This window comes from Nocardia sp. 149-1B (assembly GCF_057747975.1).
In genome coordinates, this window is sequence record NZ_CM173233.1 from 4,394,463 (window position 1) to 4,408,365 (window position 13,903).

Below are 13,903 nucleotides of genomic sequence, written 5' to 3' on the forward strand. Positions count from 1 at the left end.
CGGTACCCGCGTCGACCACAGGCCCGGCCGCCGTCACGTGGCCCGGGCCACCCCTCAACCGCACCGGCAGCCGGCGAGGGCGCTGGTGGCGGCGTCGAGCGCGGCGCGGGCGCCGAGGGTGTCGACCAGGTCGATCCGGTCGGCCAGGAGGGCGAACACCATGGGCCGGCCCTCGCGGTCGGTCACGACGCCGGCCAGCCCGCTCACCCCAGAGAGCGTCCCGGTCTTCGCGCGGACCAGCCCCCGGCCGACGGCGTCGTCGGCGAACCGCTCCACCAGGGAGCCGGTGAACCCGGCGACCGGCAGCCCGGTCAGCACCGCCCGCAGCTCCGGGTGGTCGGGCGAGGCGGCGAGCTCGAGGACCGCGGTCAGCGTGTCCGGGTCGAGGCGGTCCTGGCGGGAGAGCCCGCTCCCGTCGTACGTCGTGGCGCCCTGGGTGGGGACCCCCAGCTCGTCGAGGACCCGCAGCACGGCGCGTGCACCGCCCACGAACGACCCGGTGCCGCCGGTCGCGAGGTCGACGTGGCGGGCCAGCACCTCGGCCGCCTCGTTGTCGCTGGTCTCGAGGGTGTGCTCGACGATCTCGGCCAACGGGTCGCTGGTGACGTGAGCGAGCTCCGTGGCGTCCGGCGGCGCCGGCGTCTCCTGGGGCGAGCCGGCCACCGCGACGCCGGCCCTGCCCAGCGCGGTCGCGAACGCCGCGGCGGCTGCCGCGGCCGGGTCCGCGACGCGGCCCTCGCCGCTCGGGGGACGACCCTCGTCGGTCCACAACGGCACGATCGGGGACACCACCGCGTCGGGCACGTAGTCGGGCGGCCAGTGCGGGCTGACCGCGGGGCCGCTGAAGAGGCTCGTGTCGTAGCCCAGCCGGATCGTGCCCGGGCTCCCGGCGGGGAGCGCAGCGACGGTGGCGCGGGCCAGCCGTCGCAGGTCGGCGTCGGACAGCAGCGGATCGCCGCCCCCGACGAGCACGAGGCGGCGCGGGCCGGCGGCCACGACCGTGGTCGTGAACGTGTGGTCGGGCCCCATGGTCGCCAGGGCGGCGGCCGAGGTCAGCAGCTTGAGGGTCGAGGCGGGGGTCGCCTCTCCCGTGCCGGTGGAGTAGAGCAGGGTCCCGTCGAGGCCGGCCACCGTGGCGAGCACGTGGGGTCCCAGGTCGGCGTCACGAAGCGCCGGCGCGAGGGCCCGGCGTACCTTCGCAGCGTCAGGTACGCCGGCCGCGGCCGCGGCGACGGGGGCGGGCGACCGTGGGTCGTCCACGACCAGCCCCGGCGGCGGCGGAACCGCCTGGGGCTGCTCGGCCGGGTCCGGGCCGGCCGGGTCGAGCCGCCACGCGACCGTGGCCGCCGCCAGGACGGCGAGCACCAGCACCACGGGCAGCCACGTGGCGAGACGGGACGCGCGCGAGGGGTGGGATCCGTCACGTCCGCCCACGATCCACCTTTCCCCGGCTGCCCAATTGGTGACATTGTGCGCGAGACTGAGCCCGGCCCGTCCCGCGGGCCCGCTCGACCCTGACGATTGACCCCTGACGATTGACCTGATGATGGCGGAGGAAGACGTGCTCGAGTTCGACGTGCTGGTGGAGATCCCGAAGGGTCAGCGCAACAAGTACGAGGTCGACCACGAGTCAGGTCGGATCCGGCTGGACCGGACCCTGTTCACCTCCACGCAGTACCCCGCCGACTACGGCTACATCGAGAACACCCTCGGCCAGGACGGCGACCCGCTCGACGCGATGGTGATCCTCCAGGAGCCGACGTTCCCGGGGTGCCTGATCCGCTGCCGCGCCATCGGGATGTTCCGGATGACCGACGAGGCCGGGCGTGACGACAAGGTCCTCTGCGTCCCCGCCACGGACCCGCGCCTGGAGCACCTGCGCGACATCAGCCACGTCTCGAAGTTCGATCGTCTCGAGATCCAGCACTTCTTCGAGGTCTACAAGGACCTCGAGCCCGGCAAGTCCGTCGAGGGCGCCGAGTGGGTCGGCCGCACCGAGGCCGAGGCCGAGGTGCACGCCTCCTTCGACCGCCTCAAGGCGTCCGGGGGCCACTGACCCAGGACTCGCCGAGTCGGCGCAACTGCACGCCCACACAGCCCGACTCGGCGCAACTGCACGCCCACAGAGCCCGAATCGGCGCAACTGCACGCCCACACAGCCCGACTCGGCGCAACTGCACGCCCACACAGCCCGAATCGGCGCAACTGCACGCCCACACAGCTCGACTCGGCGCAACTGCACGCCAGGACGGGTCGCGTCACAGCGTGCAGACGCGCCGACTCGACACCCCACCGCGTGCAGACGCGCCGACTCGACACCCCACAGCGTGCAGACGCGCCGACTCGACACCCCACCGCGTGCGGACGCGCCGACTCGACACCCCACAGCGTGCAGACGCGCCGACTCGACACCCCACCGCGTGCAGACGCGCCGACTCGACACCTCACCGCGTGCAGACGCGCCGACTCGGGCTAGCCCACCAAGTCCGGCGAGCGCAGCATCTCCCGCGGGACCGCCCAGGCGTCGACGAGGTCGACGGCGAGCGGACGGACCTTGCGGCACAGGCTGCCGATCTCGCGGCTGATCGCCTTGGATCGCTGCACGGTCAGCCGGCCGTGCTCCATGAACCAGGCCCGGTCGGCCTCGATCGTGGTCAGCGCGAACAGGTCGCACAGCAGGTTCAGCGCCACCTTGAGATCACCGTCGGGCAGGTCGCGGACCTTGGCGACGAAGGCCTCCAGGACGAGTCGCTCGACGTGCGCGTTGGCGGCCGCGATCACGTGGTCCTGCACGCGGGAGAAGACCTCGCCCGGGTTCATCCCGTTGTCCATGCCGCGCTTGAGCCGCCGGGCCACCCCGGCGAGCATGTGCTCCTCACGGAACCGCAGCATCGCGAGCTGGTAGTCGGGGTCGAGCAGACCCGCCTCCTGGTCCCACTGGTCGCCCCCGGGCAGCAGGTCGCGGACCCGCTCCAGCAGCTTGTGGACCGACGTCCTCTCGATCACGGTCTCGACCGCCATCCCGGTGACGAACCGGACCATCCCGAGCTGGTCGAGGTCCTCGAACTCGCTGGCGTAGTCGGTGAGCAGGCCCTTGGCGACCAGCTGCAGCAGGACGTGGTTGTCGCCCTCGAACGTCGTGAAGATGTCGCTGTCGGCCTTGAGCGCCGCAAACCGGTTCACCGCCAGGTAGCCCGCGCCCCCGCACGCCTCACGGCACTCCTGGATGGTGCGGGTCGCGTGCCAGGTGCCGAGCGCCTTGGTGCCGGCGGCCCGCGCCTCCAGCTCCCGGCGCGCGTGGTCGTCGTCCGTCACCCCCGAGAAGACGTCGTGCAGCTGACCGGCCACGACCTCCTGGGCGAAGTGCAGCGCATAGGTCCGCGCGATCAGCGGCAGCAGCCGGCGCTGGTGCATGCCGTAGTCGAGCAGCAGCTCCTCGTGCTCGTCCGAGGTCGCCTCGAACTGGCGGCGGCGTACGGCGTACTTCGTCGCGATCGCCAACGCGACCTTGGCGGCGTTGATGCCCCCGCCGCCGACACAGACCCGCCCCTGCACGAGCGTGCCGAGCATCGTGAAGAAGCGCCGGTTGGGGTTCTCGATCGCGCTCTCGTAGACCCCCTCGGGCGTGACGTCGGCGAACCTGTTGAGCAGTGCGGTCCTCGGGACGCGCACGTGGTCGAACCACAGCCGCCCGTTGTCGACGCCGTTGAGCCCCATCTTGCGGCCGTCGTCCTCGATGCGTACGCCGGGCGCGGGCTCGCCCCCGACACGGATCGGCACCACGAACGCGTGCACGCCGTGCGACTCGCCACCGACCTCGAGCTGCGCGAACACCACCGCCACCTCGGCGTGCTTGGCGGCGTTGCCGATGTAGTCCTTGCAGGCGTCCTCGCGCGTCGTGGTGATCACGAACTCCTGCGCCTCGGGGTCGTAGGCCGCGACCGTGCCGAGCGCCTGCACGTTGGAGCCGTGGCCGGTCTCGGTCATCGCGAAGCAGCCCATCAGCTTCCCGGTGATGAGGTCCGCGAGGTAGGCGTCGTGGTGGGCCTTCGTGCCGAGCTGAAGGATCGCGCCGCCGAACAGGCCGAACTGCACCCCGACCTTCACCAGCACCGAGAGATCGCCGTACGCGAGGGTCTCGAACGCCGCGATCGAGGCGCCGATGTCGCCGCCCCCGCCGTACTCCTCCGGGAAGCCCATCCCGGTCTGCCCGGTCGCCGCCATCTCGACCACGACGTCCTTCACGCGCTCGCGGAAGTCGTCGATCGACAGCTCCTCGGCGTCGGTGAGGATCGATGCGTACTCCGCGAGGTTGGCGCGCACCAGGTCGCGGACCTCGGCATACCTGCCGTCGAGGAGCGCAGTGAGGGCGGGTACGTCGATCTCGGGCTGGACGTAGCCGGTCGACGCGGGCGCGGCGGTGTCGGTTGCCATGGACGGACGCTACCCAGCACGCACCCGTCTCAAGCGGTGATCTGGACCTCTCCACCGGTGACGAGGGGCCGCGGGGGCGTCATGGCCGGGCGTAGAAGTTCGGGGGGATCCAGTAGTACATGGAGTCCTCGCTGACCGGGCGGCCGGTGCGCGGCGCCTGGATGATCATGCCGTCGCCGACGTAGAGCGCCACGTGGTAGATCGAGCCCGGGTCGCTCGAGGATCCCCAGAAGACCAGGTCCCCGGGCCGGAGCTGGCTCGCCGAGATCGGGGTCGACTGCTCGTACTGCGCGACCGAGTAGTGCGGCAGCGACGTGCCGCCGGCCGCCCAGGCACCCATCGTCAGCCCCGAGCAGTCCCAGGCGCTGGGTCCGGCGGCGCCCCAGCGGTAGGGCTCGCCGAGCTGGGCGCGGGCGAACGCGATCGCGGCCTGCGCTCCCGACGCGGGCGCCGGCGGAGCAGGCGGCGTCGGGTCGGGCGTGGGCGTGGGTTCCGGCGCGGGCGTGGGGTCGGGCGCGGGGGTGGGCGTCGGCGTCGGCGTCGGCGTGGGCGTCGGCGTGGGCGTCGGCGTGGGCGTGGGGGTGGGCTGCTCCTGGGTGGCCTCGGCCTGGGCCTCCTCCTGGGCGGCAGCCGCCGCGGCGGCCGCTGCCTGCTCCTCGAGCGCCGACTGGCGGCGCTGGGCGACCCGGACGCTCACGTGCTGGAGCTCGGCCAGCCGACCGATGAGAGCGGTCTTCTCGGCGGCGATCGCCTGCGCCTGGGTGGCCGCGTCGGCGGCGGCCGTCCGGGCGGCGTCCCTGGCCGTGCGGGCGTCGGCCGCGGCACGGACGGCGTCGTCCTCGGCCTGCCGGGCCTGCTCGACGGCGACGTCGGCGAGGGTCGCCGCGGCGCGGAACCCGTCGTAGTTGGCGTCCAGCGCGCTCTCGGCGTTCTGCAGCGTCGTGGTCTGGTCGACGACCTCGCCGATGCCCTCGGAGCCGACGATCGCGGAGAGCGCGGTGAGGCCCGGCGAGAGCTCGTACGACGACACCAGCGCGTCGCCGTACGCCTGACGCTGGCGTTCGACGTCGTCGGCGGCGACCTGCGCGTGCTGTCGGGCCGCGACTGCCGCCTGGCGCGCCTGGGCCGCTCGCCAGCGGGCGCCGTTGAAGGCCTCGGCGGCCTGGGCGGCGCGCACTCCGGCGTCCTGGAGGTGCTGGTTGGCCACCGCGAGCCGGGCACGCACCGACGCGACGTCGTCCGCGCCGTCGCGGACCGCGGCCCGGGCCGCGCGGACGTCGTGGCGCGACGGTGTCTCGTCGTCGGCGACCGCGACTCCGGTCAGCACGCTGCCGGTCAGGAGGGTCGCGACGAGTGCCGCCACCGGGCCGAGCGCTCGCACCGTGCTGTCCCCCAGGTCGTGGATCCGGGTGCCGCCCCTCGCGGCACTCGCAGCACGCTAGACAACTTTCGTCCCAAAAGGAACATTTCGTCTCACTTTTCTCAGACCTATCGGCGTGTCGGCTTGACGAATTACACGAATGTAGTTTACAGATCCGGCCGGAGAGTCGGGTCCAAGGACCATGGCCGGCCACCGCATCCGCTCCTAGCGTGGATTGCGTGGACACGGTCGTGGACACCGAGCGCTGGGATGTCGCCGAGGTCGCGCCTCGCGACCGCGACGAGGTCTGGCGCTCGATCGTGTCCAGCACCCACCTGCCGTGGACCCTCGACCGGACACCCCCCAGCGCCCACGACGCCGATCCCGTGGAGGGCCGGATCCTGCGCCGCCGGCTCGGGGACATCCAGCTGCTCGACACGTGGTGCGGGCTGTGCGGCGGGCAGCGGCTGCGCTCGGACCTGCGCCGCACCGAGGGCGAGTACGTCGGGGTGCTGGTCGTCCGCGACGGCCGCGAGGTGCTGACCCAGGACGACGAGCAGATCGCGGTGGGCGCCGGCGACGTGGTCGCCTGGCACTCCGCGCGGCCGATCCGCTTCGACGTGCTCGAACCGCTGCGCAAGCAGACCCTGCTGGTGCCGGTGGCACGGTTCCGCGACGTGGTGCCCAGCCCCGAGCTGACCACGGCCCGGTTGCTGCGCCCGAACTCCGCCCGCCTGCTGCTGACGTCGTACCTCAGCTTCGTCACCACCCTCGAGCTGACCCCCGAGGCAGCGGCCGGTGCGGGCAACGCCGCGCTCGAGCTGCTGGGAGCGGCCCTGTCGACACTGAGCACGCCCGCCACCGGCGTCGCCCGCAGGCACGAGCTGCGCCAGCGGGTGAAGGGCTACGTCGAGGCCCGGCTCGCCGACCCGGCCCTCTCGCCGCGCACGATCGCCGCCCACCACGCGATCTCCGAGCGCCTCCTCTACGCGCTGTTCGAGGAGGAGGGCGACACGGTCCAGGCCTACGTACGCCGGCGCCGGCTGGCCCGGGCGCACGCCGACCTGACCCGCCCGGGTCGCGACCTCGCGATCCACCAGGTGGCCCGCCGCTGGGGCTTCACCGACCCCGCGCACTTCAGCCGCGCCTTCCGTGCGCACTACGGCTACCCACCGAGCCAGGCCTCCACCGCCGTGGAGCCGTGAGTTCTGACGCTCGAGTCGTGAACGGGCGTGCAGGGAGCGGCCAGAGGAGTGCAGTCCCAGCCATGGGCGACGGCGCCTCTCCTTCCTAGCGTCGAGGTAGAGGAAGGAGGCGCTCCCATGACCACACGCCTCACCGCCCCCGTCGTCGTGACGGGAGTCGGCTGCACACCGTTCGGCAACCTCCGCACCCGCAAGGAGATCGCCGGACTCACCCTCCAGGAGCTCGCCGCCAACGCCGCGCGCGAGGCCCTCGAGGACTCCGGGATCCGCGGACCCGACGTGGACGCGGTCTACGTCGGCAACGTGATGACCCACTCCTCCCAGCTGCCCGCCACCTACAGCCAGCTGTCGAAGTGGATGGGCACCCAGCTCGCGATGGGCGTCCACATCGACGCCGCCTGCTCGACCACGGCCACCGGCGTCTGCATGGCCGCGCAGGCCATCGCGTCCGGGACGATCGACACCGCCCTGGTCGTCGGCGTCGAGGCCACGGGCAACCGCCCGCAGGGCACCAGCCCCTACGAGCGCGAGGACATCGACAACGAGACGATGTGGCTCTGGACGGACTACTGCGTCAACCAGGCGTACGGCGAGCCGCAGGGCTACGAGATCTTCTCGACGTACAACGGCATCATCGCGCAGGGCTACATGCGCAAGTACGGCGTCTCCTTCGAGGAGTACGACCGCTCGATGTTCGAGCTCTCGCGCACCCGCCGGATGCACGCGGCGATGACCGACCGGGCGATGATCCGCGAGACCCTCGAGGACGAGGCCGCCCGGCTCGGGTACGCCGACGCCTGGAGCATGTGGACCTCGGACGCCAACCCGTTCCTGTCTTGGCCGGCCCGCCTGCGCAGCCTCGTCAAGGCCGCCGACGGCGCGGCCGCCGTGGTGCTGATGCGCGCGGACCTCGCCAAGGGGCTGCCGTCCCAGCCGGTCGAGCTGAAGGGCTTCGGCCAGGCCGTCTCGGACCTGCCGTGGTACCACGAGGACCCCACCGACTGGGCCGTGGACCGGGCCGCGATCAAGAAGGCGTTCGCGATGTCGGGCGTCGGGCCGCACGACCTGGACTACCTGCACACCCACGACTGCTCACACATCATGTCGCTGGTGATGGCCGAGGAGATCGGCTACCTGGCGCACGGCGAGGGGCTGAAGGCGGCGTACGAGGGCCGCACCCGCTTCGACGGCGACCGCCCGATGGCCACCCACGGCGGCCGGCACGCGTTCGGGCACGCGTGGGCCGCGTCGTCCGGCTCGGACATCCACGAGATCGTCACGCAGATGCGCGGTCTCGCCGGGGCCCGGCAGGTCCCGAAGCCACCCGAGACCGCTGCCCTGATGGTGCAGGGCTACGCGATCGTCTCCAACGTGCTGATCTTCCAGGGGAGCTGAACGCCATGACCACATCGCTCGTGCGGGACTACTACGAGGCACTCGCCGAGGGCCGGCTGGTCGCGCACCGCTGCAACGACTGCCGGACGATCACGTTCCCGGCGACCTCGTGCTGCGAGGCCTGCGGGTCGTACGCCGCCACCGACCTCGAGCTCTCGGGGCGCGGGACGCTGCTGTTCGCCTCGCACAACCTGGCCGCCTGCCACCCGCGATTCGTGCCGTACGCCCCGTACGCCTACGCGCACGTGATCCTCGAGGAGGGCGTCACCGTCCAGGGCATGCTGCAGGGCGTGGACGGCACCGCCGAGGCGATCGCGGCGCTCTACCCGCGGCTGCCGCTACCGGTCGTCGCCGAGGTCCTGCACACCGATGACCTGCCGGTGCTGACCTTCCGGCTGGCCTGACCGATCCTCGGCCGTCCCCGCGACCTCGCAGTCGACCTCGCAGTCGGGCTAGCGGTCGACGGGGACGGCCGAGGTGGTGGTGGTCGGGTGCGAGGCGAGGCCGTGCTTGTCGAACCTCTGGCCGCTGGCGATGCCGCCGACGTAGAACGAGACGAGCGCGATCATCACCCCGGCGACATCGTCGGCGATGTAGTGCCAGCCGAAGTAGAGAGTCGCGACCACGGTCACGGAGAAGTTGACCCAGAACGCGATCTTCAGCCAGCGCACCCGGACGGTGTAGGTCACCATCAGCGCCACCAGCAGCGTGATCGCCACGTGCAGGCTGGCGAAGCCCGCGACCGACTGGACCGTGTCGGTGCGCACGCCGAAGTAGACCTGGTGACGGCCGTTGACGAGGGCGTCCATCAGCTGCGAGGTCGGGGTGTTGGGCAGGCCGAAGTACAGCTGCGGGTACTCGAGTCCCGGTCCGAGCGTGGGGAGTGCGTAGTAGGACGCGGTCCCCAGCGACCAGGCGATGCACTGCGAGGTCACGAACCAGTAGCCGTAGGACAGGTTGCGCGACCACACCAGCCAGGCCGTCACCGCCAGCGGCACCAGCGGCAGGAACCACAGGTAGACGTAGGACAGCGGCCAGGCCATGAAGCCCTCGCCGAGCAGCCCGTGCAGCAGGATCGCCGGATCGTGACCGAACAGCAGCGCCCGGTCGAGGTAGTGCAGCTCACGGTCGTACTTCACGGGCCGCACGAACGGCAGGAACGACTTGAGGTTGCGGTAGCCGACGTAGACGACGTAGAAGCAGATGACACCCAGCGCCACCAGCGTCAGCCGCTCGCGGTTCCAGTGCGTGCGCCAGCGCTCGCGCACGATGCCGGGCATCACCTTGGGGTTCATCTTCGAGAGCCACAGCGTCCGCGGCACCATGTCGAGCGCCAGCGCTCCGAGAAGCAGGATCGGCAGCCGGGCCCACGAGGGGCCGAGGAAGCTGCCCTCGGGGTCGATCAGGCGCTTGTCGTAGACGATCGCCACGACGACCGCCACCACGCCCATGACGATGGCGTTGCCCACGAGTAGGGCGTAGGCACGGCGATACACGGAGGTCAGTGTAGGCACCGGGGACCATCAGCGCCCGGCAGGTGTCTCCGCCAGCCGGCTGCGGTCGACGACCAGCCGCACCGCGTCTCCAGGGGCCGGGTGGGTCCCGAGGCGGGCGACTGCGTCGACCTCGCCCATGCCCTCGACGTCGACGACCAGGCGGATCAGCTCCGGGGTCGCCCGGCCGGAGACCACCACCGCGCGCAGGGGTCCGTCGTCGCCGACGACGAGGGCCGATCGGCGTACGGCGACCGCGGGCGCCGCCGGCATCCCGGCCGCCCGGAGCAGCGTGGCCGCGGCCGCGCCCTCCAGGACGCGGGCGTAGCCGAGGAACAGCGCGGTCTCGGGGTCGGCCGGGGCCCGCCACACCTCGGCGATCTCGCCCTGCTGGACGATCCGTCCGGCGCGCATCACGGCCAGCCGGTCGGCGACCGCGAACGCCTCCTCCTGGTCGTGGGTGACCATCAACGCGGTGGTGCCGGCAGCGTGGAGGATCTCGCGCAGGTCGGTGGCCAGCCGTTCGCGCAGCCCGGCGTCGAGGGCGGAGAGCGGTTCGTCGAGCAGCAGCAGCCGGGGCGAGACCGCGAGCGACCGGGCCAGCGCGACCCGCTGACGCTCGCCACCCGAGAGGGTGGCCGGCAGGCGGTCGGCGTACCCCTCCAGGCCGACGAGCGCGAGCAGCTCGGCCACCCGCTCCGCGGCCCGGGGTGTACGCCGCAGCCGCAGCGCGTAGCCCACGTTGCGGGCGACGGTCAGGTGGTTGAACAACTGCCCGTCCTGGAACATCAGCGCGAAGCCGCGCTTGTGGGTGGGGACGCCCGCGAGGTCCGCGCCGTCCCAGCAGATCCGCCCCGCAGCCGGCGGCTCGAGCCCGGCGACCGCCCGGAGCAACGTGGACTTGCCCGACCCGCTCGGGCCCAGCACCGCGAGCACGTGTCCGTCCGCGAGCTCGAGGCTGGCATCGACGACGGCCGGGGCACCGTCGTAGGCGACGTCGAGGTGGTCCAGGGTCAGCATCAGGCGCCGTCCATCACAGGGCACCCAGCGAGGTGACCCGGAGCCGCTCGACCGCCAGCATCACGACTGCGGTCGTGGCGGCGAGGACGACGGACGCGGCGAGGGCCATGCCGTAGTTCATCGCACCAGGGTGTCCGATGAGGCGGAAGATCACGACCGGCAGCGTGGGGTGGTCCTCCCGAGCGAGGAACGAGGTAGCGCCGAACTCCCCCAGGGACACCGCGAACGCGAAGCCGGCGGCCGCGGTGAGCGGTCGCCACATCGCGGGCAGGTCGACGGTCGCGAACGTGCGCAGCGGGCCCGCGCCCAGCGAGGCAGCCGCCTGGCGCTGGCGGTCGTCGATGCCGCCGAGCACCGGCACCAGCGTGCGCACGACCAGCGGCAACGCCACCAGGGCCTGGGCGATCGGGACCAGCAGCGGGGAGTCACGCAGGTCCAGGGGCGGCCGGTCGAGGGTGATCAGGAAGCCGAAGCCGAGGGTCACGGCCGAGACGCCGAGCGGGAGCATGAAGAGGCCGTCGAGCAGACCGCGCACCCGTCGCTCGGTGCGCGAGCGCGAGCGCCGGGTGACCACGACCGTCACCAGCAGTCCCAGCGAGAGCGACATCCAGGTGGCGTCGACCGCCGTACGCAACGACGTCAGGAGCGCCTCGTCGACCGGCACGAGCAGCGCCTGCTGACCGCTGTCGCCGAGCGCGCGGTAGTTGCCGAGGCTCCACGCCCCGTCGACGTGCAGCGACCCGACGACCAGGGCGGCCAGCGGCGTGCCGACCAGCAGCAGGACGAGCGCTGTCGCCACCACTCCCGGCCAGTCGCCCGCGGCGGGCCGGGGCGCGCGGGTCGTGGAGCGGACCAGTGTGGGGTCGGGCACCGCACGCAGCCGTCCGGTCACCAGCAGGAGCGCGGTGATCGCCAGCAGCTGGAGGATCGACAGCGCCGCCGCGGCCTGCAGGTCGAGCAGGTTCGTCGTGAGCAGGTAGATCTCGGTCTCGACCGACGAGTAGCGCAGGCCCCCGAGGGTGAGGACCACCCCGAACGCCGTGGCGCAGAAGAGGAACACCACGCTCGCCGCGCTGACGATCGCGGGCCGCAGCGCGGGCAGCGTGACCGTGCGCAGCACCTGGGCCGGGCTCGCGCCGAGCGCCGCCGCGGCCTCGGCGGGCCGCGGGTCCAGCGACTCCCAGGCGGCGCCGACGGCCCGGATCACCACGGCCACGTTGAAGAACACCAGCCCGGCGACGATCGCGGCCGCCGAGCCGTCCAGGCCCAGGAAGCCCAGCGGGCCCGACTCGCCGATGAGCTCGCGGAACGCGACACCCACCACGACCGTCGGCAGCACGAACGGCACCAGCAGCAGCGCCCGCAGCGCCCGCTGCCCGGCGAACCGGCGGCGGTGCAGCAGGTGCGCGACCGGCAGGCCCAGCAGCACGGCGACCAGCGTCGCCACGGTCGAGGACCACACGGTGAACCACAGCACCCGGTGCACCCGCGGGCGCCCCAGCACCTCCAGGACGCCTCCGGGGTCGAAGCGGCCGTCGGTGACGAACCCCTCCGAGAGCATCCCGCTGACCGGGAGCACGAAGAACACACCCAGCACGACCAGGGGTACGACGGCTAGGCCGGCCAGGGTGAGTGCCCGGCCCAGCCGCGGGTTCACCTGGCGCCTCATCGGGAGGTGATGTCGCTCCACTCCCGCAGCCAGTCGTCGCGGTGCGCGCTGATGTCGGCCGGGTCGACGGTCGCCGGGTCGGTCGGCTGCTTCGCGAACCGGGCCCAGTCCTTCGGCAGCTCCACCGAGGAGTCGACCGGGAACACGTACATGCTCTCGGGCAGCGCCGCCTGAACCTCGGGACTGAGCAGGAAGTCGACCAGCTGCCGGGCACCGTCGGGGTTGGCCGCCCCGTCCAGCACGCCGGCGTACTCGACCTGACGGAAGCAGGTGTCGAGCAGCGCGCTCGTCGAGGTCTTGCCGTCCGCCACCGTGAACGCCGGCGAGGAGTCGTAGGACAGCACGATCGGCCGGTCGCCCTTGCCCCCGCCCTGGGTGAAGTCGACCTCGTAGGCGTCGGACCACCCGGCCGTGAGCTCGGCGCCGTTGTCCATGAGCTTGGACCAGTAGTCCTGCCACCCGTCCTCGCCGTACGCCGAGATCGTGGCGAGCAGGAACGCCATGCCGGGCGAGCTGGTGGCGGCGCCGGGCAGCACGAACAGGTCCTTGTACGCCGGGTCGGTGAGGTCGTCCAACGACGTCGGCTCGGCCAGGTGGTGCGCGGCGAACCAGGTGTCGTCGACGTTGACGCACACGTTGCCGTTGTCGATCGGGGTGAGGTCGTGGTCGTCGTCGCCGGGCAGGGAGTACTGGCCCGCGCCGTCGGGGAGCGGAGCGTCGTACGGCGCGAACACGCCCGCGTCGAGCGCCCGCGACGCGAACGTGTTGTCGATGCCGAACGCGACATCGCCCAGCGGGTCGTCCTTGGTCAGCACCAGCTTGTTGGTGAGGATGCCGGCGTCGCCGGTGGCCCGGACCACCAGGTCGAGGCCGGACTGCTGCTCGAACTGCTTGATCAGCGGCTTGGGCAGCACGAACGAGTCGTGGGTGATCAGCACGACACGGTCGGGCGCGGCGCTCGTGCCGCCGCTGCGGGGCTCGTCGCCCGACGAGCTGTCGCCCACGAGCGAGCAGCCGGAGGCCGCCAGGCCGAGCGCGAGGACGGTGGCCAACGGGGCCGCCAGTGGTGCCAGGGCACGGGACATCTTCAACTCCGACTCCCTTCGCCGGTGCTAACCGGATCAGGTTCATAGGGTCTGCGGCGGATCCGCACTCTCAGCACGTGTGGCGTGCTCCCCTGCGTTGTGAGGCGACTCTAGTACGTGGGATGCCTCCCGCAGCCAGCGAGGCCTCCGCAACCGTGACGTCGGAACACCACCCCCAGAGCGATCCCGCGGCCCGCGCGGCGCCGAAGGCGACGCGCGAGACGCGGCCTCGAAACCACCGA

11 protein-coding genes and 1 riboswitch are annotated in these 13,903 nt (G+C 72.4%); of the genes, 4 read left to right on the forward strand and 7 right to left on the reverse strand.

Annotation, left to right across the window (positions count from 1 at the left end; all coding sequences use genetic code 11):
- Positions 1-54: 54 nt before the first annotated feature.
- A complete protein-coding gene (gene dacB / locus AC3ANS_RS21015; protein ID WP_488293518.1) occupies positions 55-1,434 on the reverse strand; it encodes a D-alanyl-D-alanine carboxypeptidase/D-alanyl-D-alanine endopeptidase in 1,380 nt (459 codons plus the stop codon).
- A 112-nt stretch (positions 1,435-1,546) separates the two neighbouring features.
- On the opposite strand from dacB, the gene AC3ANS_RS21020 reads away from it, so the two are divergent.
- Entirely contained in the window at positions 1,547-2,056 is a 510-nt protein-coding gene (locus tag AC3ANS_RS21020) for an inorganic diphosphatase (protein WP_488296542.1), read from the forward strand.
- 416 nt (positions 2,057-2,472) lie between these two features.
- On the opposite strand, the gene AC3ANS_RS21025 is transcribed toward AC3ANS_RS21020, so the two are convergent.
- A complete protein-coding gene (locus AC3ANS_RS21025; protein WP_488293519.1) occupies positions 2,473-4,434 on the reverse strand; it encodes an acyl-CoA dehydrogenase family protein in 1,962 nt (653 codons plus the stop codon).
- A gap of 79 nt (positions 4,435-4,513) precedes the next feature.
- On the reverse strand, positions 4,514-5,815 hold the full coding sequence (locus AC3ANS_RS21030; RefSeq protein WP_488293520.1) for a C40 family peptidase: 1,302 nt from the start codon (positions 5,813-5,815) through the stop codon (positions 4,514-4,516).
- Positions 5,816-6,033: 218 nt separating this feature from the next.
- Between AC3ANS_RS21030 and AC3ANS_RS21035 the strand changes: the two genes are divergently transcribed.
- From AC3ANS_RS21035 to AC3ANS_RS21045, 3 genes are all read left to right on the forward strand, one after another.
- Entirely contained in the window at positions 6,034-6,999 is a 966-nt protein-coding gene (locus AC3ANS_RS21035; protein ID WP_488293521.1) for a helix-turn-helix domain-containing protein, read from the forward strand.
- A 117-nt stretch (positions 7,000-7,116) separates the two neighbouring features.
- Complete coding sequence (locus tag AC3ANS_RS21040; protein WP_488293522.1) at positions 7,117-8,394, forward strand: thiolase family protein; 1,278 nt, start codon at positions 7,117-7,119, stop codon at positions 8,392-8,394.
- A gap of 5 nt (positions 8,395-8,399) precedes the next feature.
- Entirely contained in the window at positions 8,400-8,798 is a 399-nt protein-coding gene (locus AC3ANS_RS21045; protein WP_488293523.1) for a Zn-ribbon domain-containing OB-fold protein, read from the forward strand.
- A 48-nt stretch (positions 8,799-8,846) separates the two neighbouring features.
- On the opposite strand, the gene AC3ANS_RS21050 is transcribed toward AC3ANS_RS21045, so the two are convergent.
- The 4 genes from AC3ANS_RS21050 to AC3ANS_RS21065 all read right to left on the reverse strand — a co-directional run bounded on the left by AC3ANS_RS21050 (position 8,847) and on the right by AC3ANS_RS21065 (position 13,661).
- The gene (locus tag AC3ANS_RS21050) at positions 8,847-9,890 is read right to left on the reverse strand and encodes a phosphatase PAP2 family protein (protein WP_488293524.1); all 1,044 of its coding nucleotides are present in this window, start codon (positions 9,888-9,890) and stop codon (positions 8,847-8,849) included.
- A 27-nt stretch (positions 9,891-9,917) separates the two neighbouring features.
- Positions 9,918-10,907 (reverse strand): ABC transporter ATP-binding protein, encoded by a 990-nt coding sequence (locus AC3ANS_RS21055; RefSeq protein ID WP_488293525.1) that lies wholly within the window; start codon positions 10,905-10,907, stop codon positions 9,918-9,920.
- A gap of 13 nt (positions 10,908-10,920) precedes the next feature.
- Complete coding sequence (locus tag AC3ANS_RS21060; RefSeq protein WP_488293526.1) at positions 10,921-12,576, reverse strand: ABC transporter permease; 1,656 nt, start codon at positions 12,574-12,576, stop codon at positions 10,921-10,923.
- Complete coding sequence (locus AC3ANS_RS21065) at positions 12,573-13,661, reverse strand: thiamine ABC transporter substrate-binding protein (RefSeq protein ID WP_488293527.1); 1,089 nt, start codon at positions 13,659-13,661, stop codon at positions 12,573-12,575. The genes AC3ANS_RS21060 and AC3ANS_RS21065 overlap by 4 nt, the downstream gene beginning before the upstream one ends.
- A riboswitch (TPP riboswitch) is annotated at positions 13,658-13,765 on the reverse strand. Its footprint overlaps the gene before it by 4 nt.
- Positions 13,766-13,903: the final 138 nt, after the last annotated feature.